The organism is Clostridium grantii DSM 8605 (genome assembly GCF_900129965.1).
Lineage (GTDB): Bacteria > Bacillota > Clostridia > Clostridiales > Clostridiaceae > Clostridium_AF > Clostridium_AF grantii.
On sequence record NZ_FQXM01000007.1, the window covers coordinates 113,501 to 136,977 of the forward strand.

A 23,477-nucleotide genomic window follows, 5' to 3' on the forward strand; every position below is an offset into this window, starting at 1 on the left:
AATAAAAGGCGGCAGCATAGCCACCGCCCTGTTAGATATTAAAGGTTTTATCCTAGGAAAGGAAATCATCATCTGAATCTGTTGTGAAATCATCCTCAGCACGAGATTTACCACCTAAAGGCTCACCATCTGCAATCTTTTGTAGGTTGTTTAACCCACAAGCGATCCCACGATTTCCGTTAGAGTTGAAAACATATAGGTTGATGGATGCTCTACCATAAACTCCAGAATAAACTTCTGAGCGCTCAAGGATAGGATTACGGTCTGCATCAACTATACCCGGTGCTGTAGCACTATTAGCATTAATAAAATAGGCGTTAGCATAAGTAGGGTCGTCTGGTCTTTCAGCATCGCCATCACGAAGAGGTGTCTTTAGGGTTGAAAGAGGTGGAACTGTTTTACCATTTCCTTTTAGCTTTGATTGACCTTCTTGATAAGCGGCTTCAATAGCTGCCTTAAGTTTTGCAACAGTCTTAACATCAGACTTAGGAATGATGAGGCTTACGCTATACTTAGGTGCCCCACCTTGAATTGATTTTGGATCCCATGCATTGCAGTAGCTCCATCTTGTTTGTGGACCTGTAATAACTTTAGTTGGATTTGCTAATTTTGACATAATATTGTCCTCCTTATTCTTCAATAAAATCATTTTGTGCCGTATTCATTGCGGGGCGTTTGTCACCTTCACGCACGAGTGTTGGTTTACCTGGTGCCTTGTAAATGAGATTGCCTAGAATTTCTTCAAATTTCTTTTTACCAAGAGTAGAAGTCATAGCTGTAACTCCTAGGAGCTTCTGCTCGTATGGGTTACAGCCTGCTAAGTTAACAGCCTCTGCAACTGCCTGCTCATCGGTATACTTTCTTGTGGAGCGACCTTCGACAATTTTAAATCCATCGTACTTTGTCCCACTGAGTGCTTCACGTAATGCATATTCCTTGATGTCGTTGACCCAAGCTACAAGGTTATCTGCTTTTGAAAGAATAACTTCGATTTCCGTGCTATCAAGGGTATCTGGCATCTCAAAATCATATTTTGCAAGTTCAAGGTTGTACTCAGCACGTTTGCGGCAGGTAGACTTTATCTTGCAGAATTGGCAGTGGCCACCAGCTTTAAATTCTCCTTCACCTACATAAGCAAGTTTAGCTATAGGGGAGAGAACTTCATTTCCCCATTTCAGTAGTTCTTCCCTTGATAAAGTGTAGGTGCTTATATTGCCTTTACGTGGCTGAAAGACTGTCATCTTTACAATAGCCACATCGTAGATACCATCGAAGAGTTCTAAAGCTCCGAGTGCGTAGCACATCATTTGTGAATTCTTTTCTGCTGATACTAAAATTCCAAGACCATGCTTGTAATCAATTGCTTGAAGAATACCATCTGCAACAATGACACAGTCACCAGTGCCAAATCCTTCCTCTACATATTTAGAAAAATCAAGGCGTTGTTCAATTAAGACCAAAGGGTCGGAACAATGATGCTTTACTTCCTCTATTTGTTCCAAGATAAATGAGGCATATTCATCTGCACAGTTCTCCATTTCCATATCGTAGTATTCTAGATTTTTTGTTGGGTCTTGTGTACTAATACCAAGAGCCTTTTCTAACTTATACTGACATAAGCTGTGTGCATCAGTACCTTGCTGGGCATAGGAACTAGATTTGTTATCATGTTCAGCACATAATCTTGCCGAGGGTGGGCAGTTTATCCACCTGTGGCTGGATGAAGCTGAGAGTAATGCATGTTTAGGCATTTCCAAGCACCTCTGCCTCTGCAAGTAGAGCCTCATAATCTGATGAATTGATATCTGACAGTTTCTCTGCACCGTATTTTAAAAGAAGTGCTTTGACATCTGATGTGTATCCGTTACGGGATTTGTCTGCTAGGACAGCACGTACATCAGTAAGTGAGAGGGCTTTCCTTTCAGGCTTTGGAGTTTCTTCTGCCACAGATTCTTTCTTCTTAGATTCTTTGGTAGGTTTTTCTTGCTCTGCCGTAGAAAACAATTCTCTCAAAGTATCTGAGATTCCAATTAGGATTTCTCCACATTTCTTAAGTTCATCGAGTTCTGCGGATAATTTGCTCATCTTAGCCATGCGTATTTTCTCCTTCCATATTTGATTTTTTTTGATCTAGTTGCTGGTTTAATTTCCTTGCCAGCCTTTTTGATATAACACTTATTGCAATTAGAACATCTGAAAGTTCTTCATCTAAGCTATTATCTTGCTTGCATTTAGTGTTAGTAGTTGTTTCAGCTTGCATAAGTATCACCACCTTTCTGAGAGTTAATAACCTCTCTATTTCTCTAAGGACAAAAGTCTGTGGTTTGGACGGATTTTCTTTTAGAAGATTTTTGATTTTTTTCTGACAGTTGCCCTTACATCTTCCTTAGGACAAAAGTTATTAAACTGGACGGATATTTTTAAAAAAAGTTTTCTGTAGAGAAGATAGGAGGACTTTTTTTTCTTTTATTAAGGAAGCAATTTTTATTAATAAAAAAGTCTTAAAAATATCCGTCCAAAAGTAAAAGTTATGTCCTTAGAGAGTTATAGGGTATTCTTTATAAATTTTTTAAGGAGTGGATGTTATGAAAGAATTAGTAAAAATCAATTATGGAAGTGGCCATCCAACTATACTTGGGCGGGATTTACACAGAGTATTAGAAGTGGAAACACCTTATCACAAATGGTTTCCAAGGATGTGTGGCTATGGGTTTATTGAAGATGTAGATTATATGACGGTGGACAAAAATGTCCTTCGTGCAGATGGTACTTTAATGCCTCAAGTTCAACATGACCATCAATTAACTGTAGATATGGCAAAAGAGGTATGTATGATTCAGCGTACTCCAAAGGGGAAACAATGCAGGCAATATTTTATTGAAGTTGAAAAATCTTGGAATTCTCCAGAGGCAATTATGGCAAGGGCATTACAGTTTGCAAATCAGCAGCTTAACATTGTGAATAGCCAGAATGAAGCACTAATAGGTACAGTAGCAGTACAGAACCAACAAATTGTTGAAATGAAACCGAAGGTATCGTATTACGATGTAGTACTTAATTGTAAAGACCTTATTTCTACATCAGCAATAGCTAAAGATTATGGGAAATCTGCTATATGGATGAATCGTTATCTTCATGATAAAGGAATTCAATTTAAGCAAGGTGATATTTGGCTTTTGTATCAGAAGTACGCAGAAAATGGATATACAAGTACTAAGACACATAGTTATTGTGGAACTGATGGAAGTCAACATACAAGAGTTCATACCTATTGGACTCAGAAGGGAAGACTCTTTATTTATGAGTTGATGAAAGCTGATGGTACATTACCACAGATTGAAAGGGAATGTTGAAGAAATATGACAATCCAATTTTGGATTGTCATATGATTTGCTTGTTGATGAGCAAGCGTCACCTTGAATGGTACATGACAAAATTAAACAATAAGTCTATATAAAAGGGGGAAATCTTAATGTTTTATGTTAAAGAAAAAATAAATGATGCTATGGAAGTATCCGTGGAAATAAATGATGAAAATGTATTTTGCATTTGTCCAAGTTGTGGATGTGAAGTAAATGTTGACCTTTCAGAAGTATTTCCAGATGGTGAGGGAGATTTATATAGCATATCTGTTTATTGCAGTGAATGTAGTAAAAAAAATTAAAGCTAACTGTGGTTGTAAATAGAAGGTTGCTGTGACTAACAGTTTATGAGGCTTAGAAATGTTATTAATGAGGAGAAGGTAGAGAAGTATGCTGCCTTCAAAACTCTTAGAAAGATAGGATAATTGTAAAGGAGGAGAGCAGATGAAGTTAGTATTTTATACAGCAAATTGCACAGGCAATGCTAAGAACTGCAGCTACCCTAATCGTGCTGAGGTAACTACTGCAGAAGAATTAAAAGCAGTAGTTAAAATAGATCATGTTTGCGGCGAATACAAGAACAACTATCGTAGTGCAGATAATTTTATGGAGTCTGTGGTAGCTGTCATGGATTGCGACAACGACCATTCGAATAATCCCGATGATTGGATTATCCCAGAAAAGATAGATGAACTTCTACCAGATGTTTCTTATGCCATTGCACCAAGTCGTAATCATATGAAACAAAAGGATGATAAAACTGCAAGACCAAGGTTTCATGTATATTTTCTTATTAATTCATGCAAAGATGCTATGTATTATGTGAAGCTAAAAAGAAGGATACAAAAAGTTTTTGCATTTTTTGATGATAATGCATTGGATGCAGCTCGTTTTATATTTGGTGCAGATTGTGATGAGGTTGTGTGGCATGATGGATGGGAAACTATTGAGGAAGAACTACCTGTACTTAAAGATGAAGCTGAAACAACAGGTTATTCTTCTATTCCAGAAGGAAAGAGAAACAATACCTTATCTCGTTTTGCAGGAAGAGTGGTTAAACGCTATAGTGCTACAGAAAAGGCACATCAGATTTTTCTTGAAGAGGCAAAGAAGTGTGACCCACCTATGGAGGATGAGGAGCTTACTACTATATGGAATAGTGCTGTGAAATTTGCAAAGAAGGTAGAAGCGCAAGAAGGGTATGTTGCTCCAAATGATTTTAATGATGACTTTACAGGAGAGGCCCTGAAGCCTTCAGATTTCTCTGATATAGGGCAGGCAAAGGTTTTAGCCCATGAATATAGAGATAAACTTTGCTACACAGATGCCACAGACTACCTTCGATTTAATGGGAAGTATTGGGTGGAGTCTAAGCAACAGGCAATTGGAGCAATGGAAGAGTTTCTTGATTTCCAACTAACAGAAGCAAATGTAGCCTTAGAGAAATCAAAGAAAGCTTTACTAGATGCAGGAGTAAATAAAGATTTAGTTTTAGCAGGTGGAAAAGCACTGGAAAAGGCAATTGATTCTACAAGTGAAAAAGCCTTTAAAGATTACGCAATGGCTATGATGTATCGTACTTTCGTTATGAAACGTAGGGATATGAGATATGTAACTTCTGCCTTACAAGCTGCAAAGCCAATGCTACTTAAAAACATAACAGATTTTGACAATAATGAGTTTCTATTAAACACTCCAAGTGGGACGTATGATTTGCAAAATGGAGAAGTAAAAGAACATAGTGCAAATGATTTAATAACAAAAATTACAACTTCATCTCCAAGTAATGAAAATATTGAGTTGTGGCTTCATGCCATAGGTAACTTCTTTTGTCACGATAAAGAATTGATTGATTATGTACAAGAAACAGTTGGACTTGCTGCTATTGGAAAGGTTTATCAAGAGGCACTTGTGATTGCTTATGGTGAAGGGAGTAATGGTAAATCTACCTTTTGGAATACCATAGCAAGAGTGCTTGGAACCTATAGTGGTACAATATCTTCCGATGCCCTCACAGTGGGATGTAAGCGAAATGTCAAGCCTGAGATGGCAGAATTAAAGGGAAAAAGATTGGTTATTGCTGCAGAACTAGAAGAAGGAGTGAGGCTTAATACTTCTATGGTAAAACAACTTTGTTCTACAGATGAAATTTCAGCAGAAAAGAAATATAAGGATCCATTTGATTACACTCCTACGCATACCCTAGTACTATACACAAATCATCTACCAAGAGTTGGGGCAAATGATGATGGTACATGGAGAAGGCTTGTTGTAATACCTTTTAATGCAAAAATAGAACGCAAATCAGATATAAAAAACTATTCGGATTATTTGGTAGAAAAAGCTGGAGGTGCGATTCTAACGTGGATAATTGATGGTGCAAAAAGAGCTGTGAAAAATAATTTCAAACTAACAGAACCACCCGTGGTAAAAGAGGCAGTAAAACACTATCGTAGTAATAATGATTGGTTATCCATCTTTATTGAAGATTGCTGTGAACTTGATTCTTCTTATAGCCAAAAGTCTGGAGAATTCTATCAAGAGTATCGTGCATATTGTGCAAGGAATGGTGAGTATACCAGAAGTACCACTGATTTTTATGCGGGACTTGAGATTGCAGGTTTTAAGCGTAAAACCATCAAACATTGTAGATTTGTACTTGGAATATGCTTGAAATCAGAGTTTTTTGCAGAGTAGTTGGTTAAAAGGAGTGGTCGGAGAGGTTATTATATAAAACTCTTTATATATAAATTATTAAAAAAAATATATATATAAAGTTTAGGGGATAACCACACCGACCACTCCTCATATTGAGGAATGTTGGAAGGAGTATTTGGGATGCGAGAAAAGGAAATAGAACAGAAACTGGTAACAGAAGTTAAAAAGCGCGGAGGCATCTGTCCTAAGTTCACGTCACCTGGATTTGATGGGATGCCTGACCGTTTAATCTTACTTCCAGATGAGAAGATTGCGTTTGCGGAGGTAAAGGCTCTTGGGAAAAAGCCAAGACCTTTGCAGTTAAAACGAAAAAGGCAACTGGAGCAGTTAGGGTTTTTAGTTTACTGCATAGATGATATAGCACAGATTGGAGGAGTTTTAAATGAAATACAAAATTGTTTGTGATTGGTGCGGGAAGGAAGTTGAACGTAAACGTTCATGTATTAAAGAACATAACTATTGCAGCAGAACCTGTCTGGGAAAAGGAAATGCTGAACGTTTCAGACTGTATCGGACTAAGAGATGTGATTATTGTGGCAAGCAGTTTGAATATTTTGGACATCATAGCAAAAGAAATCTACATTTCTTTTGCTGCAAAGAATGCAGTGCAGCTTTCAAGGAAAAGAAAAGTGTTGCGGTATGTAATTGGTGTGATAAAACAATTATACGGAAAGAAAGTGCTATTTCAAGGTATGGCAGCCACAACTTCTGTGATAGAGGATGTTATCAAGATTTTTTGAATTTTGAGATGTCAGGAGCAAAGAATCAGAGAGTCTGTGGAAAAAGTCTATATCGTATATTAGCTGGAATGGGTATTGGCAGAAAACTCAAGACAAAAGAACATGTCCATCATAAAGACGGAGATCATTGCAACCACAGTCTAGAAAATTTGATGATTATAAGCCCCAATGAGCATTCGATAATACACAGTGAGGAGAAAGCGAGAGATGAGTATGGACGTTTTATTAAACAGGAGTAATCTTCATGAATACCAGAAGTACAGCGTTGAATTTATAATTGAGAATTCAACGGCAGCCATATTTTTAGATTGTGGACTTGGGAAGACGATTATATCACTGACAGCTATAAATGATTTGATTTTTGATTATTTTGATATACACAGGATACTTGTAATTTGTCCTTTGAGAGTAGTAAATGTGTGGGCAAATGAAATCAAAAAATGGGAGCACCTTAAAGGACTTACTTATTCAGTAGCTATAGGCAGTGAAGCACAAAGAAAAACAGCACTTATGCAAAAAGTGAATATTTATCTTATCAACCGTGAAAATGTGGACTGGTTGATAAATAAAAGTGGTATACCTTTTGACTATGAAATGGTTGTAATTGATGAATTGTCGTCGTTTAAGGCCTATAGTGCTAAAAGATTTAAAAGCCTATTAAAAGTAAGACCTAAGGTAAAACGTATTGTAGGACTTACTGGAACTCCAAGCAGTAACGGACTTATGGATTTATGGGCAGAGTTTAGGCTACTTGATATGGGAAAAAGGCTTGGAAGATTTATAACTCATTATCGAAATAACTTCTTTGACCCCGATAAAAGAAATCAGCAAATGGTATTTAGCTATAAGCTAAAGGTTGGTGCAGAAGATGCAATTTATCGCCTTATTTCGGATATTACCATTTCAATGAAAAGCACGGATTATTTGAAAATGCCAGAGTGCATTATAAATGAAGTTCTTGTAACACTTTCTGAAAAAGAGCAAAAGGCATATAACAGTTTAAAAAAGGATTTAGTGCTATCACTAAAAGGTGATGAAATAGATGCAGTAAATGCAGCGGCATTATCAAATAAACTTTGTCAAATGGCAAATGGTGCGGTGTATGGTGAGGACAAGCGAGTATTTGAAATACATGATAAAAAGTTAGATGCGTTGGAAGATTTAATTGAATCAGCAAATGGAAAGCCAGTTCTTGTAGCTTATTGGTTTAATCATGATTTAGAAAGAATTAAAAAGAGGTTTAAGGTTCGTGAGATAAAAACTTCTGAGGATATTAGAGATTGGAATAATGGTGAAATAGAAGTAGCTTTAATACACCCAGCATCAGCAGGACATGGACTTAATCTGCAAGCTGGAGGATCAACTCTTATTTGGTTTGGACTTACTTGGAGTTTAGAACTGTATCAACAAACCAATGCAAGACTGTGGAGGCAAGGACAAAATGAAACAGTAGTCATTCATCATATTATTACAAAGGGAACTATTGATGAAGATATTATAAAAGCTTTAAGAAGAAAAGAAAAAGTCCAATCAGATTTAATCAATGCAGTTAAAGCTAGAATTGGAGGATGAACTTATGCTTGAAGCTTCAGAAGTTGAAGATTATGAAATGATAGTAAAAACGATAGAATACCTGGAGAATTTAATAATTCCATCAAAGGATTTGATTTTTATATTTATTGCTGTTAGATATTTAAGACAATATATTGGTGAATAAATTGATGTACAACAGATTATAAAAGGGGGTAAACATGATGGATTGCTTTGCTATAAGAAAAGGTAGGTGCACAGTTTTAAATGTTCAAAAATGTGTGGGTTCAAAATGTAGCTTTTGTAAAACTAGAACACAGTTTCAGCAAGATAGAGAAAAAGCCTTAAAAAGAATTAGCACATTTGATGGAGTTACTATAAGACATATTTCTGAAACTTACTATGATGGAAAGTTAGAAGGGATGATATGATGGGTGCTAAAGAATATTTATATCAAGCTTACCGCATAGATCAACGTATTAACAGTAAACTGGAACAGATTGTTTCACTTCGTGAGTTAGCAATGAAAGCAACTTCTACACTAAGTGATACCCCACCAAGTGGTACTCGTAATGTGCATTCTATGGAGGGAATCATAGCAAAAATGGTTGATTTGGAGACAGAACTTAATGAAGATATAGACAAGCTTGTGGATTTAAAACGTGAAATTGTGGCCATCATAAAAGAGCTTAATAATCCAGAGTATCAAACACTTTTAGAACTTCGTTATCTTTGTTTTAAAACTTGGGAGCAGATTGCAGTAGATATGAGATATAGTATTCAGAATGTCTATAAAATACATGAAAGAGCATTGAAATGTGTACCTGATATCAAAAAGTAGAGTAAAGTAGATTGAATTAGAGTATAAAAATATGTTTTGTATATAATTGGAGGGATAGATGGATGAGCTATAAAGAAGCTTTAAAAGATGGTATTAGGATTGAAAATAACGGTAAGCGAACTAGATATTATCCACGATGTCAATTCTGTGGGTATGAAGTTCAATCCTATAACTATATTCCTGACTATAACTACACTTGTACTGAGTGCCGTAAAATGAAAACAACACTACTTAAAACGGGGATTTTCACGCCACATTCAAAAGAGTAGAGTAAATTAGATTGAATTAGAGTATAAAAATGTGTTTTGTATATAGTAGAGAGATTTGTAAAAGAGCCATTGCAGAGAAAACTGCGGTGGCTTTCTCTATGATTAAAATTATTCATATTCATTTTAGGCTAAGTGGAAAAATAAAGGATGGTGAGTCTAGTGCCAACGAAACCGCTTAAACCATGTAAGCATCAAGGATGTCCAAAACTAACTAATGGAAGTTATTGTGATGAACACAAAGAAATTCATGTTAATGACAGAGCAAATGCTACTAGACGTGGTTACGATACTAGGTGGAGAAAAGCTAGAAATAGATTTTTAAAAGCAAACCCTTTGTGTGTTAGATGCAAAGCAGAAGGTAAGCTAATTAAAGCAACAGTTGTGGATCATATTGAACCACATAGAGGTGATAAGGTTTTGTTCTGGGATGAGAGCAATTGGCAGCAACTTTGTAAGAAGTGTCATGATAATAAAACAATGACTGAGGATAGATACATAGAATACAAATTTTGATTAAGAGGATTTTTAGGTTGGGTAGGGGGGTATCAAATCCCTGCTAGAGGACAAGCAACAGACCGCCGCCCCCCTTCGCGTGAATTTTCGCAGAATTAAGCAAGGGGGGTACTAAAAAATCGCAAAATAGGAAGCTCAAATCAAGTAACTAAAACAGTTTGTGGTTGCTTTTTTATTGCGTAAAAGTTTATTGAAAGGAGCAACTCACATGACAGCTGATGAAAAAGAAAAAATAAGAGAATTAAGAATACAAGGAATGGGGTATAAGGGTATTGCATCAACATTAGGGCTTTCTAGAGATAGTGTTAGAGGATTTTGTAAGCGTAATGGAATAGATGGTGACTCATGTGTTGTTGCTCTTAATGTTAAAGAAAAAGTAGATAAAAATTTATTATGCACTTGCTGTGAAAAACCTATTAAACAAAAATACCAAGGGAGAACCAGAAGATTTTGCTGCGAAGAATGTAGGCGGAAATGGTGGAAAGAACATCAAGGTGAAAGAACCAAAAAGGAAGAGGCTACTTATAAATATACTTGCCCACAGTGTGGAAAAGAGTTTAGTGTTTACGGAAATAAGAAACGTAAATATTGTAGCCACAACTGTTATATAAGATATAGATTCTGGAGGGAAGAAGATGGAATTTAAGAAGTTACAAATAGATTCATTAATACCAGCTGACTATAATCCGAGAAAAAAGTTGAAGCCTGGAGATAGTGAATTTGAAAAAATAAAAAATAGTATTAATGAATTTGGTTATGTAGACCCAGTAATAGTAAATAAGGATTTAACTGTAATAGGAGGTCATCAGAGAATATCAGTTTTAAAGACACTAGGTATTACAGCAATAGACTGTGTTATTGTAGATGTTGATAAAACAAAAGAAAAAGCATTGAATATTGCTCTTAATAAAATTAGTGGTGAATGGGACAAAGAATTACTTGCTGATTTAATTAAGGATTTACAATCTTTAGATTATGATACTTCCTTTACAGGATTTGAACCTCCAGAAATTGATGCCCTTTTTAATGAGATGTATCCTAAAGGGGTTCAAGAAGATGGTTTTGATGAACCTTTACCTGAAACGCCAATTACAAAGCAAGGAGATATTTGGCTTCTAGGTAGACATAGATTAATTTGTGATGATAGCACAAAAGCTGATACTTATGTAGAACTTATGGATGGTAAAAAAGCAAATCTGGTTGTAACAGATCCACCTTACAATGTGTCCTATGAAGGTACAGCGGGGACAATTCAAAATGATAATATGGAGGATGAAAAATTCTATGAGTTTTTACTTAATGCTTATAAAGGCATGAATGAAAGTCTTGCAGATGGTGGTTCTATATATGTATTTCACGCTGATAAAGAAACAGTTAATTTTAGGATGGCATTTAAAGAGGCTGGTTTCTTCTGCCATCAAACTTGTATATGGGTAAAGAATTCACCGGTTCTAGGTCGCTGCGATTATCAATATAATCATGAACCAGTACTAGTAGGTTGGAAGCCAACTGCTGGGCATAAATTTTATGCTGACAGAAAGCAGAGAACTACCTGGAATTTTGATAGGCCCACAAAATCGAAGTACCATCCAACAATGAAGCCAATAGCATTAGTTGCTTATCCAATAACAAATTCAAGTTTAACAAATTCTATAGTTCTTGACCCTTTTGGTGGCAGTGGTTCTACACTTATTGCTTGTGAACAAACAGATAGAATATGTTATACCATTGAACTTGATGAAAAATATGCTGATGTTATTGTAAAAAGATTTATTGAACAAGTGGGTGCTGATACCGCTGTATTTCTAATAAGGGATGGAAAGAAAATAGAATATAAAAAAGTAGCTATTATTGAATAATTAACTTGATATTAACTGTGTTTAGAGTGATATATGGTATAACAAAAAAACACAGGAGGCCAAATATGAAAGCATTATTTGTAAGAAAGGCTATAGATTTAGTAGAGATGAAAGTGTTAATAAAAGAAGCAAGAGATGATGGAGAAAAAGAAACAGGTTACGAAGTTACAAGAGAAATTGAGATGAGTCCAGCAACTTTCAGAGAATTTAAAGACGATTTATTAAAAGATCAAACTTGGATAAAAAGTACAGATGGCGGATTAAATAAATATGGGAAAGTAAGGTGCATAAGAGTAAAAAGCCGAACTTCTAAAGAAAGCATTCTAGTTAATCCAGAAGGCTACACTTATCCAAGGTACATAGCAATAGAAGAATAGAAGCCACCCAAAAGGTGGTTTTTCTTATGTCTTTACAAGAGGAAAATTGTCATTAGAAACATGTATTTATTTGATAGAAACCTGCATATATAACTGGCTATACACTCCTTTCAGAGGTAATATGTACACTACCAAAAGGTAATAAACACACTTTGAAAGGAGTAGAAAACAATGAAAAACCAAACAATAGGTGTAGAAATTGAAATGACAGGAATTACAAGAGAAAAAGCTGCAGAGATTACTTCAAAACTTTTAGGCGGAGAGGTTAAGAGATTATTTGATACTTACGATACTTACGAAATAAAGGCCCCAGACAGAAGGATTTGGAAAATAATGAGTGACGCTAGCATTAAAACAATGGAAAAGAAAAAGGGCACACTTATTCCAGCTAATAGAAGTTACAGTGTTGAATTGGTAACACCAATTTTGAAATATGATGATGACATTGAAACATTACAAGAAATTGTTAGGCAGCTTAGACATGAAGGCGCAATCAGCGAGAGCAAGTTACAATGTGGCATCCACATTCACATAGGAGGAAAGGACCATACTCCAAACACTTTAAAGAACTTGGTTAACCTAATGGCCGCAAAGGAAGATTTGATTTACAAAAGCCTTGAGATTGACCCAGCAAGAGTTAGATATTGCAAAAAGGTTAATGAAGATTTGATAGAAACCATCAATAAGAAAAAACCCAAAACTTTATCTCAACTTGCAGATATTTGGTATAACGGATATGGAGTTGAAAACAGAAGCCGCCATTACCACTCAAGCAGATATCATGGACTTAATTTGCATAGCACATTCACCAAAGGAACCATTGAATTTAGACTTTTCAACGGAACCTTGCACGCTGGAAAAATCAGAAGCTACATTGTTTTCTGCCTAGCAATAAGCCACCAAGCCTTAAAACAAAAAAGCGCTAGTGCAAAACGCACCCACACTGATAATGAAAAATACACTTTTAGATGTTGGTTGCTTAGACTTGGACTTATTGGTGACGAGTTCAAAAATTGCAGACAGCACCTTATGAAATCACTTGATGGAAATTCAGCTTGGAGGACACCCAGAGCCGCTTAATATAAACAGATAATCGCAAAGGGTACAATGCCCTTTGTGGAAAACTAAATTGTTAAAGGAGAATTACTACTATGGCAGAGAAAACAAAGCTATACGGGGCCTATGGTTCAAATATGAATTTGGAACAAATGAGGCACCGTTGTCCTAAAGCTAAATTAATAGGAAATGGAACGCTTGAAAAGTATAAGCTCACTTTTAGAGGAAGATATAAGGGAGTTGCAAATGTTGAACCCTACAAGGATAAATCAGTACCTATTGTTTTATGGGAGATAACTGGGGATTGTGAAACAGCACTTGATTTGTATGAAGGGTTTCCAAGTCTATATATTAAAAAGCAAGTTGAAGTTATGGTTAAAGGTAAACCTAAAAAAACAATGGTTTACGTTATGACAAGTGAATATACGAATATGCCAGCAGCTCCAACAGAATATTATTTTAATGTAATTGCTAGAGGCTATTCTGATAATGATATTAATTTGAAACCACTAGAGATTGCATATTCAGAGTGTTTGGCTGAACTTGAATAGTGGATATTAATAAATAAGAAAATTATGTTAAGGGTCTAGAAATTCTAGGCTCTTTTCTTACGATAAATTTTAAAGATTGGAGGTGAAACCTATGGCACAAAGAGGAAGAAAACCAAAACCAACTGCAATAAAAGTACTCGAGGGTAATCCAGGTAAAAGGCAACTTAATGAATTTGAACCTAAGCCTGATAAAAAACCACCAAGATGTCCTGCATGGCTTGATTCAGAAGCTAAAAAAGAATGGCGAAGAGTATCAAAACAACTAGTAGAGCTAGGTATATTAACAGAAGTTGATATGGCCGCTTTTGCAGGATATTGTGAAGCTTATGCGAGGTGGAAAGAAGCAGAAGAATTTATATCAAAACATGGAACAATTGTAAAAACACCAAGTGGTTATTGGCAGCAAGTGCCACAGGTTTCTATTGCCCAAACTTATCTTAAAATCATGATTAAATTTTGTGAGCAATTTGGTTTAACACCATCTTCAAGAAGTAGAATTGTTGCAGATAAAGGTTCAAATGATAGTTTAGATCCTATGGAAATGATGTTAAGGGGACAAAGATGATGGTAGAAGATACTATATTTAAACCTACAGCGTATATGCTTCCAACATCACATTACGATAATAAAAGATCACAACATGCTATTGATTTCATACAAAATTTGAAACACACTAAAGGTGAATGGTTTAACAAGCCTTTTATTTTACTTGATTGGCAACTAGAAATTATTAAAAATATTTTTGGTGTTATCAAGGATGATGGATATAGGCAATTCACAACAGCCTATGTGGAAATTGCTAAAAAACAGGGCAAAACTGAAATAGGAGCCGCCCTTGCATTATATATGTTAACGGCAGATGGAGAAAGAGGAGCAGAAATATATAGTTGTGCAGCAGACAGAGCTCAGGCCAGTTTAATTTATCAAGTGGCTGTAGATATGATTTCTTTATGTCCAGCATTAAAAAAAAGGTTAAAAGTTGTGGCTTCGCAAAAAAGAATTGTGTACCCTGCAATGAATTCTTTTTATCAAGTTTTATCCAGTGAAGCTTATTCCAAACATGGAATTAATCCTCATGCAGTATTATTTGATGAAACACATGTTGCCAACAGAGAAATGTTTAATGTAATGCTACATGGTGCAGCAGATGCAAGAAGACAGCCTCTTAATTTTCTTATAACTACAGCTGGTAATGATATGCATAGTATAGGTTACGAAATACACCAAAAAGCAGTTGATATTTTAGAAGGAAAGAAAATAGATAAATCTTTTTATCCTACTATTTATGCAGCAGATGAAAATGATGATTGGACACTGCCAAGCGTTTGGGCAAAAGCTAATCCAAGTATTGGAATAACGGTTGCTGAGGAAAAGCTGCAAATAGCCTGTGAAAATGCAAGACAAAATCCAGCAGATGAGAACCTTTTTAAACAATTAAGATTGTGTATCTGGGTAAAACAATCAGTAAGATGGATGCCAATGCATGTATGGGATGAGTGCGATTTTAATATAGATATAGATTTACTAAAAGGCAGAGAATGTTATGGAGGACTTGACCTTTCAAGTACCACAGATATTACGGCTTTTGTTTTAGTATTTCCTCCAAGAACATCAGATGAAAAATATATAGTATTACCTTACTTTTGGATTCCAGATGATAACTTAAAATTAAGAGTAAGAAGAGACCATGTACCTTATGATGTTTGGGAAAAACAAGGTTTTATAAAAACTACAGAAGGTAATGTGGTCCACTATGGATTCATAGAAACCTTTATAGAAGAGCTTGGAACAAAATATAATATAAAAGAAATCGCATTTGACAGGTGGGGAGCTGTTCAAATGGTTCAAAACCTTGATGGTATGGGATTCAAAGTTATTCCTTTTGGTCAAGGATATAAAGATATGTCACCATCTTCAAAAGAATTAATGAAACTAACACTTGAAAAGAAAATAGCACATGGAGGTAATCCAGTACTTAGGTGGATGATGGATAACATATTTATTAAGCAAGATCCAGCAGGAAATATTAAGCCCGATAAAGAAAAAAGCACAGAGAAAATTGATGGTGCAGTGGCTTTGATAATGGCATTGGATAGATCAATTAGAAATCAAGGAAGTGGTGGAAGTGTTTATGATGAGAGAGGCATATTAGTGCTATAATGTATAAATTTCAAATATCAATAATGTGGATATACTTACATAAGTTTCTATGATATAATAATTTAGAAAATATTAAATTTATAATGTTTTAATAATATTATAAATTTAATTCAAAATTACAAGAGAAAGTTATAAAGGGGAATTTATATGAGTGAATATGTTGGAAAACTAGTAGATGGCTTAAGTATTGGAAAAGAGGAATTAGACAAACTTATTCAAATAACAGGTTTTAGTGATGTAGAATGTATTAAACTTTTAGAAACTACTGGTTGGAATACAGAGGATGCTATAATAAATATTGAATCTATTGTATATGGAACAACTGGCGCAATAATATCTAAAGAGGCAATTGCTAATGGTATTAAAAATGCTGAACTCTATAATAACTTGGCAAATAATCTTAGTCAACTTAATACAATGAGGGGCGGAACTAAAGGTTTTAAAGGATATGTTTTTGAAGAATTACACGCTACGAATGCTACTATTAATGGACAAACTACTTTAGTAATGAATAACAACGGGATAGCTGATTTTAAAATTATTGGTCCAAGTGGGGAGATAACCTACGCCCAAGCAAAAATTGGCTATAAAACGGGGACAATTGATTTTTCAGCCTATGAGGGACAGACTTTAATTGTTGATAAAGGTAATAAAGCATTAGTTGATAAGGCGAAAGAAGCAGGATTAAAGGTAGTTGAATCTGATGTTCCGGCCGATGATGCTGCAAGGTTAGCTAGACAAATGCAGCTTGAAAGTAAAATAACTGGTTCATCAAAATCTGTGGCTGTGCCCAAAGCGCAAGCAGCTATTAATATTGCTAAAGAAGCGCATCAAGTTGGCTTAAAAACTGCACAGAAAGGTGCACAGTTTGGTGGCGGGTTCAGCGTAGGTACAAATATAGTTGATGTAATTAGCGGCGACAAAGATCTAAATGAAGCAGCAGCTACCGTTGCTGTAGATACAGCTATTTCTGCTAGTGTTGGATATGCAACCGGTGTCGCGGCAACAGCAATTGGGAACACCGTTGTAGGTACTACAATTTCTGGTGCAGTTGGTACAGCGGCTACAATTGTTGGAAGTACTACAGTTGGGGGAGCAGCTATCGCTGCTGGGGCAACAACGGTTGGGGCAATAGGTGGTATGGGGACTGCTGCTGTTACAACTGCTATTGCAGGAGGTACTGCAGTAAGTGGTACCGTAGCAGCAACAGGTGCAGCTATTGGTAGTGCTGTTGCTAGTACATCAGTTGGTGGTGCGGCTATAGCAGCTGGAACAGCAGCAGGTACTGCAATCGCTAGTACGGCAGTGGGTGGTGCCGCAATTGCGACAGGCGCAGCAGTAGGTGGAGCAGCGGTAGCCGCAGGAGCAGCTGTTACAGCAGCAGCGGTTGCAGCTGCTCCAATAGTGGCAGTTGGAGTAGCGGCTGGTGCGGTCTGGGGTATAGGAAAAAAAATATTTGGGAGAAGATAAAAGAAACTTCATATAAGCACTCTTGATATAAGGGTGCTTTTTTCATACCCATTTTTAGGAGGTAAAACAATGAAAATTCCATTAATATTAAGACTTTGGGAGCCAAGAGCTGGTCCTAAGAATAGTTTTTTAGGAAGCACATACAGCTTTTTCTTTGGAAGTACAACTAGTGGAAAAACAGTAAATGAAATAACCGCAATGCAAACCACAGCAGTTTACGCCTGTGTTAGAATACTTGCTGAAACAATAGCTTCATTGCCACTTCATACTTATAAATACACAGAAACAGGCAAGGAAAAAGCTAAAGAACATCCACTATATCATCTTCTTGCAGATGAACCAAACCCAGAGATGACTTCATTCGTGTTTAGAGAAACACTTATGGGTCATCTTTTATTATGGGGAAATGCATATGCTCAGATAATTAGAGATGGAAGAGGTAAAGTTGTAGCTTTATACCCTTTACTACCTAATAAAATGAAAGTTGATAGAGCAAGTAATGGAGAAATTTATTATATTTATTCGAGATATTCAGATGAAAATCCTAATATAGAAGGTTATGGTGAGGTGTATCTACAAAAACATGAAGTACTGCATATTCCTGGTCTTGGATTTGATGGGCTTATGGGGTATTCGCCAATAGCTATGGCTAAAAATGCTGTTGGTATGGCAATAGCTACGGAGGAATATGGTGCTAAGTTTTTCTCAAATGGAGCAAATCCAGGAGGAGTACTTGAACATCCAGGTGTAGTAAAAGATCCTGCAAGAGTAAGAGAAAGCTGGAACAGTGTGTATCAAGGAAGCACAAATGCACACAGAGTTGCAGTTTTAGAAGAAGGTATGAAATTTCAGAGTATAGGAATTCCTCCTGAGCAAGCACAGTTTTTAGAAACGAGGAAATTCCAGACTGAAGAGATTTGTAGAATATTTAGAGTTCCACCTCATTTAGTAGCTAGTTTAGATAGAGCAACATTCAGTAATATAGAGCACCAATCTATTAGTTTTATAGATAATACTATTATGCCTTGGGTTTCAAGACTTGAACAATCAATGCAAAAATCATTACTTACAGAAAGCGAGAAAAAAATCTATTTTGTGAAATTTAACTTGAATGGGAGATTGCGCGGAGATGCAGTTTCAAGAGCTAACTTTTACCAAATAATGAGGCAAAACGGTATAATGTCAGCTAATGATATAAGGGAGTTAGAAGAAATGAATTTAATTCCGGATGAACTAGGAGGGTCAAAGTATCTTGTGAATGGAAACTTTGTAGATATGGCTGATGCTGGTGCTTGGACTGAAAAATATAACACAGGGAGCGATTAGGGATAGATTTAATTTAACAAATAAAGAGTATGCTTATATAAATTCAGTTTAAAAGATAGGAGGGCAAGAATGAGTAAGAAGTTTTGGAACTGGGTAAAGAATGAAGAAGGAAGAACACTTTACTTTGATGGATACATTGCACAAGATAGTTGGTTTGATGATGATATTACTCCTAAACAATTTAAAGCTGAACTTACAGCTTCAGAAGGAGATATATCAGTATGGCTTAATTCACCAGGAGGAGATGTATTTTGTGCAAGTCAGATTTATACTATGTTGAAAGAGTATCAAGGAAATGTAACAGTAAAAATTGATGGAATAGCAGCAAGTGCGGCATCAGTTATTGCTATGGCAGGAAATGAAATATTAATGTCACCAGTTGCAATGATGATGATCCATAATCCAGCTACAGTTATTTTTGGAGAAGCATCTGATTTGCAAAGTGGAATTGATATGCTATCTGAGGTTAAAGAAAGTATAGTTAATGCCTACGAGCAAAAGACAGGTCTTTCTAGAACAAAGATATCAAAAATGATGGATGCTGAAACTTGGTTTAGTGCTAAAAAAGCAGTGGAACTCGGCTTTGCAGATAGAGTTTTGTATGAGGATACTATTGAAGATACTGCAGAGGGTTTTATCTTTGATAAAGTTACAGTTACAAATGCACTAATAAAGAAATTACCAAAGAAAAAAGAAACACAGCCTGTGGCAGAAATGGGTACACCGCATGAACAGTTAATTAAAAGACTTGATCTTATTAAATACTAAATTTGGAGGAATGTATATGAGTAAAATATTAGAACTTAGGGAAAAAAGGGCAAAATTATGGGACAGCACAAAGGCTTTTCTAGACAGTAAGAGAAAAGATAATGGAATGTTATCACCAGAAGATACTGAAACATATGAAAAGATGGAAGCGGATGTTGTAAATCTAGGAAAAGAAATAGACAGATTAGAGAGACAAGCAGCAATGGATTTAGAGTTATCAAAGGCAACTTCTAATGCTATTAGAAATAATCCTAATGGAAATATTACTGGAGAAAAAACAGGTAGGGCATCAAATGAATATAATAAAGCTTTCTGGAATGCTATGAGAAATAAGAATAGTTTTGATGTTCAGAATGCTTTGCAAATAGGTACTGATAGCGAAGGTGGTTTCCTTGCACCAGATGAATTTGAAAGAACATTAATTGAATCTCTTGAAGAAGAAAATATATTTAGACAACTTGCAAAAATAATTACCACATCAAGTGGAGATAAAAAAATCCCAGTTGTAGCTACAAAAGGAACAGCATCTTGGGTTGATGAAGAAGGAGCAATTACTGAAAGTGATGATGCATTTGGTCTAGTTTCTATTGGTGCTTATAAACTTGCTACAATGATTAAAGTTTCAGATGAACTTTTAAATGATAGCGTCTTTAACCTTGAAGCCTACATTGCAAAGGAATTTGCAAGACGTATTGGTGCTAAGGAAGAAGAGGCTTTCTTTATTGGGGATGGAACTGGAAAGCCTACTGGTATTTTCAATGCCACTGGTGGGGCACAACTTGGAGTTACTACCGCAAGTGCTACAGCTATAACCCTTGATGAGATTATGGATTTATTCTATTCTTTAAAAGCTCCTTATAGAAAGAAAGCAATATTTACTATGAATGATGCTACAGTAAAAGCAATTAGAAAACTTAAGGATGGCAATGGTCAGTATATTTGGCAACCATCAATTACTGCGGGTACTCCTGATACTATTTTGAATAGACCAGTAAAAACTTCTGCTTATGCGCCAACTATCGGCTCAGGAGCAAAGAGTATAGCTTTTGGTGATTTCGGATACTATTGGGTAGCAGATAGACAAGGTAGAGCCTTTAAAAGATTAAATGAACTTTATGCAGCAACCGGTCAAGTAGGATTTATGGCTACTCAAAGAGTAGATGGAAAGCTAATATTGCCTGAAGCTATAAAAGTTTTACAACAAAAGATATAGTTTGAAGTTGGAGGTGAGTGTATGTTTATTTCACTTGAAGAAACAAAACTTTATTTAAGAGTAGATGGTGATGAAGAAAATACACTCATCACCAGTTTTATTATAACTGCTGAGGAAATGTGTGAAGGAATTTTAAGATTCACACTAGCTGATTTTATTGAACTACCAGAAACGGTGAAACAAGCAATTCTTTATGCAGTAGGAAATATGTATGAACAGCGAGAAAATGTAGATATGAAATCAATACTAGATGTTATGACAAGACTTCTATTCTCCTATAGACAAGAAAGCTGGTGATAATATGAGTATTGGAGATTTAAAACATAGGATTACATTTCAAAAATTTATAACCAGCGTTAATGATAATGGCTTTGAAATTGAAAGTTGGGAAGAGTTTAAAACAGTTTGGGCATCGGTAAAGAATCTTTATGGTAAAGAATATTTTCAAGCTGCAGCAGTTCAAAGAGAAAGAACTGTAAAATTCTTAATAAGAGCTGTTCCAGACATTGATGAAACAATGAGAATATATTTCCAGGGCAAACAATATAACATCACTTCTATTGATAATATAAGATATGAAAATAGATTTATAGAAATAAAAGCTATGGAGGTTGATGGAGATGGCTAATATTGAACTTGAAGGCATGGATCAATTAATTGATAAAATAAATAAGCTAGGTAATAAAGGCGAGGCTATAAAAAAGAAAGCCTTAGAAAGAGCTGGTGAAAGAGTAAAATCTTCTATGGAGAAAAAAGCTCCAAGATCTAAAGAAAGCAAAAAACACATGGCTGATAATATTAATGTATCAGATATTGAAAAAGAAGATGGTGTGGATTTTGTGAAAATTGGTCCAAACAAAGGTGATAATTCTGAATTCTTCTATTCAAAGTTCACTGAATTTGGCACAAGCAAAATCCCAGCACAACATTGGGCAGAAAAATCTGTTCTTGAAAATAAGAAAGAAATTAATGAAATAATTAAAGAAGAATTAGAAAGGGGGCTTGAAGAATTTGATTAATAAATTGATTAGAGATACTTTGAAGCCTCTTAATATTCCAGTACACTTTCAAAAGTATTCAGGAAAAGCAAAAATATATATAACCTTCCACGAATATTTTCAGTCTGGAGAATACTTTGAAGAAGATGAAGAAACTTATACAGGTCACTACATTCAAGTAGATGTTTGGACTAAAGAAGATTATACAATTCTAGTAAAGTCTATTAAAGACTTACTTAAGAATGTAGGATTTAAAAGGTTAGATGAAACAGATTTATATGAAGAAGATACAGGTCTCTACCATAAAGGTTTGAGATTTTTTTATTTAGAAGAAAAGGAGGTCCTATAAATGGCTAGACAAATAGGGTTAAAAGATATTCATATTGCTATATTAACAAAAGATGATGCAACAGGAGTAACTTATGCGGTTCCAACAAAATTAGAAAGAGCTATAAATGCAAAGTTGTCACCTAAGTCAAATTCAGAAAACATCTATTCTGATGATGCAGTAGAAGATATTATCAGTTCTTTTGAGGTAATTGAAGTGGAGATAGAACTTAATCAACTATCCCTTGAAAGTAGAGCAAAGCTTCAAGGGTCAAAGGTAGTAAAAGGAGTATTAATTGAAAATAAAGATGATATAGCTCCAACTATTGCGCTAGGCTTTAAGTCAAAGAAAAACAATGTAAAGTACAGATATGTATGGCTTCTAAAAGGTAAATTTGAATTAGCATCAGATGAATATGATACTGAGGCTGAAAAACCAAAGGTACAAAGTGCTAAATTAAAAGGCGAGTTTTACGCTAGAGATTACGATGGAAACTATAGATTTATTACAGATGATGATATTGAGGGAGCAGATGGAACTGTAATAAGTTCATGGTTTACTGCTGTGCCTGATGAACCGCAAATTATATAATAATGGAGTTCTAAGCACCTTTGTTAAATAAATAAGTGTTATAATATACTTACAAGGGGAGGCGGTGAATTTTTGGAATTTATACAGGAGAAACAATTAGATAAAGAGTTTATAACATTTGGTAGATTTTATGAAGTTAAATATAATAATGGGGAACCTCAAAAATGTAGAAGTATTTTAGAAATACGCAAAAGAAGTTGTAAAGATAAACTTGCGGATACAGACAACATTGATGCGGTTTTTGTAATGATGAATCCTGGAGGTTCTAAACCTAAAGATGAATACATTCAGAAGATAAAAAGAACAAAAGAAATAGAATTAGGAAAGTTACTAGAAATAGAATTAGTAGAAACAATTCCTGATAAAACACAGTATCAACTAATGAGAATTATGAAGCATAAAGATTGGAAATATGTTAAGGTTATTAATCTATCGGATTTAAGAGAAGCTAAAAGTAAACTTTTTTATGATAAAGTAAAGAACATAGAAGGTTTTGATAAAGATTATATTCACAGTATTTTCTCGGAAAAAAGAAAAAAAGAATTGAATAGCATTTTTACAACATATAAATTTTATAATGTAGTAGTAGCATGGGGTGTGAATACTAAATTAACAAATCTTATAAAGCTAGCAATGGGTAGTAATAAATTGAACAATAGCGTTGGTTATAACAAAAGCACTGATAAGAGAAAAGTAAATTTTTATTACTATCATCCATTACCAAGGGGTATTAAAAAACAAAAATTATGGATTAATGAAATAATAGATAAATTATAAGTAGAAAGAAGATTTACGTTATGTAGATCT

33 protein-coding genes are annotated in these 23,477 nt (G+C 35.1%); 29 read left to right on the forward strand and 4 right to left on the reverse strand.

Translation table 11 applies throughout. From position 1 onward, the window contains the following. Positions 1–52 precede the first annotated feature (52 nt). Genes BUB83_RS07965 through BUB83_RS22200 form a run of 4 tightly spaced genes read right to left on the reverse strand, consistent with a single transcriptional unit; the run spans position 53 to position 2,260 of the window. Positions 53–616 (reverse strand): DUF2815 family protein, encoded by a 564-nt coding sequence (locus tag BUB83_RS07965; protein WP_200801452.1) that lies wholly within the window; start codon positions 614–616, stop codon positions 53–55. A gap of 13 nt (positions 617–629) precedes the next feature. Then, complete coding sequence (locus tag BUB83_RS07970) at positions 630–1,751, reverse strand: DUF2800 domain-containing protein (protein ID WP_073337926.1); 1,122 nt, start codon at positions 1,749–1,751, stop codon at positions 630–632. Next, the gene (locus tag BUB83_RS07975) at positions 1,744–2,094 is read right to left on the reverse strand and encodes a hypothetical protein (RefSeq protein ID WP_073337927.1); all 351 of its coding nucleotides are present in this window, start codon (positions 2,092–2,094) and stop codon (positions 1,744–1,746) included. Before BUB83_RS07975 ends, BUB83_RS07970 begins: the two co-directional genes overlap by 8 nt. Further along, positions 2,087–2,260 (reverse strand): hypothetical protein, encoded by a 174-nt coding sequence (locus BUB83_RS22200; protein WP_200801453.1) that lies wholly within the window; start codon positions 2,258–2,260, stop codon positions 2,087–2,089. Before BUB83_RS22200 ends, BUB83_RS07975 begins: the two co-directional genes overlap by 8 nt. A gap of 325 nt (positions 2,261–2,585) precedes the next feature. Here BUB83_RS22200 and BUB83_RS07980 point away from each other — a divergent pair, with 325 nt between their 5' ends. From BUB83_RS07980 to BUB83_RS08110, 29 genes are all read left to right on the forward strand, one after another. Beyond that, entirely contained in the window at positions 2,586–3,353 is a 768-nt protein-coding gene (locus BUB83_RS07980) for a phage antirepressor KilAC domain-containing protein (RefSeq protein WP_073337928.1), read from the forward strand. A 119-nt stretch (positions 3,354–3,472) separates the two neighbouring features. Then, positions 3,473–3,664 (forward strand): hypothetical protein, encoded by a 192-nt coding sequence (locus BUB83_RS07985; RefSeq protein WP_073337929.1) that lies wholly within the window; start codon positions 3,473–3,475, stop codon positions 3,662–3,664. Positions 3,665–3,806: 142 nt separating this feature from the next. Continuing rightward, positions 3,807–6,059, forward strand: coding sequence for a phage/plasmid primase, P4 family (locus BUB83_RS07990; RefSeq protein WP_073337930.1), 2,253 nt, complete (start codon positions 3,807–3,809; stop codon positions 6,057–6,059). Between the two features lie 141 nt (positions 6,060–6,200). Then, positions 6,201–6,485 (forward strand): VRR-NUC domain-containing protein, encoded by a 285-nt coding sequence (locus tag BUB83_RS07995; protein WP_073337931.1) that lies wholly within the window; start codon positions 6,201–6,203, stop codon positions 6,483–6,485. Positions 6,486–6,502: 17 nt separating this feature from the next. Then, complete coding sequence (locus tag BUB83_RS22425) at positions 6,503–6,820, forward strand: hypothetical protein (protein WP_242950650.1); 318 nt, start codon at positions 6,503–6,505, stop codon at positions 6,818–6,820. Between the two features lie 213 nt (positions 6,821–7,033). Next, positions 7,034–8,392 carry an SNF2-related protein gene (locus BUB83_RS08005; RefSeq protein ID WP_073338038.1) on the forward strand — a complete coding sequence of 453 codons (1,359 nt, stop codon included), beginning with the start codon at positions 7,034–7,036 and terminating at the stop codon, positions 8,390–8,392. Between the two features lie 4 nt (positions 8,393–8,396). Beyond that, on the forward strand, positions 8,397–8,537 hold the full coding sequence (locus tag BUB83_RS21885) for a hypothetical protein (RefSeq protein WP_159434059.1): 141 nt from the start codon (positions 8,397–8,399) through the stop codon (positions 8,535–8,537). Positions 8,538–8,571: 34 nt separating this feature from the next. Then, positions 8,572–8,781: a hypothetical protein gene (locus tag BUB83_RS08010; protein ID WP_073337932.1), complete on the forward strand. Its 210-nt coding sequence runs from the start codon at positions 8,572–8,574 to the stop codon at positions 8,779–8,781. Then, a complete protein-coding gene (locus tag BUB83_RS08015) occupies positions 8,778–9,191 on the forward strand; it encodes a DUF1492 domain-containing protein (RefSeq protein ID WP_479723231.1) in 414 nt (137 codons plus the stop codon). Before BUB83_RS08010 ends, BUB83_RS08015 begins: the two co-directional genes overlap by 4 nt. Before the next feature lie 62 nt (positions 9,192–9,253). Next, positions 9,254–9,460 (forward strand): hypothetical protein, encoded by a 207-nt coding sequence (locus BUB83_RS08020; protein WP_073337933.1) that lies wholly within the window; start codon positions 9,254–9,256, stop codon positions 9,458–9,460. A 29-nt stretch (positions 9,461–9,489) separates the two neighbouring features. After that, a complete protein-coding gene (locus tag BUB83_RS21890) occupies positions 9,490–9,639 on the forward strand; it encodes a hypothetical protein (protein WP_159434060.1) in 150 nt (49 codons plus the stop codon). After that, on the forward strand, positions 9,620–9,973 hold the full coding sequence (locus BUB83_RS08025) for an HNH endonuclease (protein WP_073338041.1): 354 nt from the start codon (positions 9,620–9,622) through the stop codon (positions 9,971–9,973). Before BUB83_RS21890 ends, BUB83_RS08025 begins: the two co-directional genes overlap by 20 nt. 208 nt (positions 9,974–10,181) lie before the next feature. Continuing rightward, positions 10,182–10,619, forward strand: a complete 438-nt coding sequence (locus tag BUB83_RS08030; RefSeq protein ID WP_073337934.1) for an RNA polymerase subunit sigma-70 — start codon at positions 10,182–10,184, stop codon at positions 10,617–10,619. Beyond that, entirely contained in the window at positions 10,609–11,832 is a 1,224-nt protein-coding gene (locus BUB83_RS08035) for a site-specific DNA-methyltransferase (protein WP_073337935.1), read from the forward strand. Before BUB83_RS08030 ends, BUB83_RS08035 begins: the two co-directional genes overlap by 11 nt. Before the next feature lie 65 nt (positions 11,833–11,897). Then, entirely contained in the window at positions 11,898–12,209 is a 312-nt protein-coding gene (locus BUB83_RS08040; protein WP_073337936.1) for a hypothetical protein, read from the forward strand. A 171-nt stretch (positions 12,210–12,380) separates the two neighbouring features. After that, on the forward strand, positions 12,381–13,289 hold the full coding sequence (locus BUB83_RS08045; RefSeq protein WP_073337937.1) for an amidoligase family protein: 909 nt from the start codon (positions 12,381–12,383) through the stop codon (positions 13,287–13,289). Positions 13,290–13,360: 71 nt separating this feature from the next. Next, positions 13,361–13,816, forward strand: coding sequence for a gamma-glutamylcyclotransferase family protein (locus tag BUB83_RS08050; protein ID WP_073337938.1), 456 nt, complete (start codon positions 13,361–13,363; stop codon positions 13,814–13,816). Positions 13,817–13,907: 91 nt separating this feature from the next. After that, complete coding sequence (locus BUB83_RS08055) at positions 13,908–14,381, forward strand: phage terminase small subunit P27 family (protein WP_073337939.1); 474 nt, start codon at positions 13,908–13,910, stop codon at positions 14,379–14,381. Continuing rightward, positions 14,381–15,976: a terminase large subunit gene (locus BUB83_RS08060; protein ID WP_073337940.1), complete on the forward strand. Its 1,596-nt coding sequence runs from the start codon at positions 14,381–14,383 to the stop codon at positions 15,974–15,976. Before BUB83_RS08055 ends, BUB83_RS08060 begins: the two co-directional genes overlap by 1 nt. A gap of 147 nt (positions 15,977–16,123) precedes the next feature. Then, a complete protein-coding gene (locus BUB83_RS08065) occupies positions 16,124–17,446 on the forward strand; it encodes a UBA domain-containing protein (protein ID WP_073337941.1) in 1,323 nt (440 codons plus the stop codon). A 69-nt stretch (positions 17,447–17,515) separates the two neighbouring features. Continuing rightward, a complete protein-coding gene (locus BUB83_RS08070) occupies positions 17,516–18,772 on the forward strand; it encodes a phage portal protein (protein WP_073337942.1) in 1,257 nt (418 codons plus the stop codon). Between the two features lie 69 nt (positions 18,773–18,841). After that, a complete protein-coding gene (locus BUB83_RS08075; protein WP_073337943.1) occupies positions 18,842–19,540 on the forward strand; it encodes a head maturation protease, ClpP-related in 699 nt (232 codons plus the stop codon). A 16-nt stretch (positions 19,541–19,556) separates the two neighbouring features. After that, positions 19,557–20,753, forward strand: a complete 1,197-nt coding sequence (locus BUB83_RS08080) for a phage major capsid protein (RefSeq protein WP_073337944.1) — start codon at positions 19,557–19,559, stop codon at positions 20,751–20,753. Between the two features lie 21 nt (positions 20,754–20,774). After that, positions 20,775–21,050: a head-tail connector protein gene (locus tag BUB83_RS08085; protein ID WP_073337945.1), complete on the forward strand. Its 276-nt coding sequence runs from the start codon at positions 20,775–20,777 to the stop codon at positions 21,048–21,050. Positions 21,051–21,054: 4 nt separating this feature from the next. After that, a complete protein-coding gene (locus tag BUB83_RS08090; protein ID WP_073337946.1) occupies positions 21,055–21,381 on the forward strand; it encodes a phage head closure protein in 327 nt (108 codons plus the stop codon). Beyond that, positions 21,374–21,772 (forward strand): HK97-gp10 family putative phage morphogenesis protein, encoded by a 399-nt coding sequence (locus tag BUB83_RS08095; protein WP_073337947.1) that lies wholly within the window; start codon positions 21,374–21,376, stop codon positions 21,770–21,772. Before BUB83_RS08090 ends, BUB83_RS08095 begins: the two co-directional genes overlap by 8 nt. Then, positions 21,765–22,100: a hypothetical protein gene (locus BUB83_RS08100; RefSeq protein WP_073337948.1), complete on the forward strand. Its 336-nt coding sequence runs from the start codon at positions 21,765–21,767 to the stop codon at positions 22,098–22,100. The genes BUB83_RS08095 and BUB83_RS08100 overlap by 8 nt, the downstream gene beginning before the upstream one ends. Further along, positions 22,101–22,670: a major tail protein gene (locus BUB83_RS08105; protein WP_073337949.1), complete on the forward strand. Its 570-nt coding sequence runs from the start codon at positions 22,101–22,103 to the stop codon at positions 22,668–22,670. 72 nt (positions 22,671–22,742) lie between these two features. Continuing rightward, complete coding sequence (locus BUB83_RS08110) at positions 22,743–23,447, forward strand: hypothetical protein (protein ID WP_073337950.1); 705 nt, start codon at positions 22,743–22,745, stop codon at positions 23,445–23,447. Positions 23,448–23,477: the final 30 nt, after the last annotated feature.

What these genes read in the sequence shown, in the direction of transcription:
- BUB83_RS07980 (WP_073337928.1), top strand. Translation starts at nt 2,586, where the DNA reads ATGAAAGAATTAGTAAAAATCAATTATGGAAGTGGCCATCCAACTATA.
- BUB83_RS21890 (WP_159434060.1), top strand. Translation starts at nt 9,490, where the DNA reads ATGTGTTTTGTATATAGTAGAGAGATTTGTAAAAGAGCCATTGCAGAG.
- BUB83_RS07985 (WP_073337929.1), top strand. Translation starts at nt 3,473, where the DNA reads ATGTTTTATGTTAAAGAAAAAATAAATGATGCTATGGAAGTATCCGTG.
- BUB83_RS07990 (WP_073337930.1), top strand. Translation starts at nt 3,807, where the DNA reads ATGAAGTTAGTATTTTATACAGCAAATTGCACAGGCAATGCTAAGAAC.
- BUB83_RS08010 (WP_073337932.1), top strand. Translation starts at nt 8,572, where the DNA reads ATGATGGATTGCTTTGCTATAAGAAAAGGTAGGTGCACAGTTTTAAAT.
- BUB83_RS08030 (WP_073337934.1), top strand. Translation starts at nt 10,182, where the DNA reads ATGACAGCTGATGAAAAAGAAAAAATAAGAGAATTAAGAATACAAGGA.
- BUB83_RS08070 (WP_073337942.1), top strand. Translation starts at nt 17,516, where the DNA reads ATGAAAATTCCATTAATATTAAGACTTTGGGAGCCAAGAGCTGGTCCT.
- BUB83_RS08060 (WP_073337940.1), top strand. Translation starts at nt 14,381, where the DNA reads ATGGTAGAAGATACTATATTTAAACCTACAGCGTATATGCTTCCAACA.
- BUB83_RS07970 (WP_073337926.1), bottom strand. Translation starts at nt 1,751, where the DNA reads ATGCCTAAACATGCATTACTCTCAGCTTCATCCAGCCACAGGTGGATA.
- BUB83_RS08105 (WP_073337949.1), top strand. Translation starts at nt 22,101, where the DNA reads ATGGCTAGACAAATAGGGTTAAAAGATATTCATATTGCTATATTAACA.
- BUB83_RS07975 (WP_073337927.1), bottom strand. Translation starts at nt 2,094, where the DNA reads ATGGCTAAGATGAGCAAATTATCCGCAGAACTCGATGAACTTAAGAAA.
- BUB83_RS08055 (WP_073337939.1), top strand. Translation starts at nt 13,908, where the DNA reads ATGGCACAAAGAGGAAGAAAACCAAAACCAACTGCAATAAAAGTACTC.
- BUB83_RS08090 (WP_073337946.1), top strand. Translation starts at nt 21,055, where the DNA reads ATGAGTATTGGAGATTTAAAACATAGGATTACATTTCAAAAATTTATA.
- BUB83_RS08085 (WP_073337945.1), top strand. Translation starts at nt 20,775, where the DNA reads ATGTTTATTTCACTTGAAGAAACAAAACTTTATTTAAGAGTAGATGGT.
- BUB83_RS08050 (WP_073337938.1), top strand. Translation starts at nt 13,361, where the DNA reads ATGGCAGAGAAAACAAAGCTATACGGGGCCTATGGTTCAAATATGAAT.
- BUB83_RS08005 (WP_073338038.1), top strand. Translation starts at nt 7,034, where the DNA reads ATGGACGTTTTATTAAACAGGAGTAATCTTCATGAATACCAGAAGTAC.
- BUB83_RS08035 (WP_073337935.1), top strand. Translation starts at nt 10,609, where the DNA reads ATGGAATTTAAGAAGTTACAAATAGATTCATTAATACCAGCTGACTAT.
- BUB83_RS08045 (WP_073337937.1), top strand. Translation starts at nt 12,381, where the DNA reads ATGAAAAACCAAACAATAGGTGTAGAAATTGAAATGACAGGAATTACA.
- BUB83_RS07965 (WP_200801452.1), bottom strand. Translation starts at nt 616, where the DNA reads ATGTCAAAATTAGCAAATCCAACTAAAGTTATTACAGGTCCACAAACA.
- BUB83_RS07995 (WP_073337931.1), top strand. Translation starts at nt 6,201, where the DNA reads ATGCGAGAAAAGGAAATAGAACAGAAACTGGTAACAGAAGTTAAAAAG.
- BUB83_RS22200 (WP_200801453.1), bottom strand. Translation starts at nt 2,260, where the DNA reads ATGCAAGCTGAAACAACTACTAACACTAAATGCAAGCAAGATAATAGC.
- BUB83_RS08075 (WP_073337943.1), top strand. Translation starts at nt 18,842, where the DNA reads ATGAGTAAGAAGTTTTGGAACTGGGTAAAGAATGAAGAAGGAAGAACA.
- BUB83_RS08065 (WP_073337941.1), top strand. Translation starts at nt 16,124, where the DNA reads ATGAGTGAATATGTTGGAAAACTAGTAGATGGCTTAAGTATTGGAAAA.
- BUB83_RS08020 (WP_073337933.1), top strand. Translation starts at nt 9,254, where the DNA reads ATGAGCTATAAAGAAGCTTTAAAAGATGGTATTAGGATTGAAAATAAC.
- BUB83_RS08080 (WP_073337944.1), top strand. Translation starts at nt 19,557, where the DNA reads ATGAGTAAAATATTAGAACTTAGGGAAAAAAGGGCAAAATTATGGGAC.
- BUB83_RS21885 (WP_159434059.1), top strand. Translation starts at nt 8,397, where the DNA reads ATGCTTGAAGCTTCAGAAGTTGAAGATTATGAAATGATAGTAAAAACG.
- BUB83_RS08095 (WP_073337947.1), top strand. Translation starts at nt 21,374, where the DNA reads ATGGCTAATATTGAACTTGAAGGCATGGATCAATTAATTGATAAAATA.
- BUB83_RS08015 (WP_479723231.1), top strand. Translation starts at nt 8,778, where the DNA reads ATGATGGGTGCTAAAGAATATTTATATCAAGCTTACCGCATAGATCAA.
- BUB83_RS08040 (WP_073337936.1), top strand. Translation starts at nt 11,898, where the DNA reads ATGAAAGCATTATTTGTAAGAAAGGCTATAGATTTAGTAGAGATGAAA.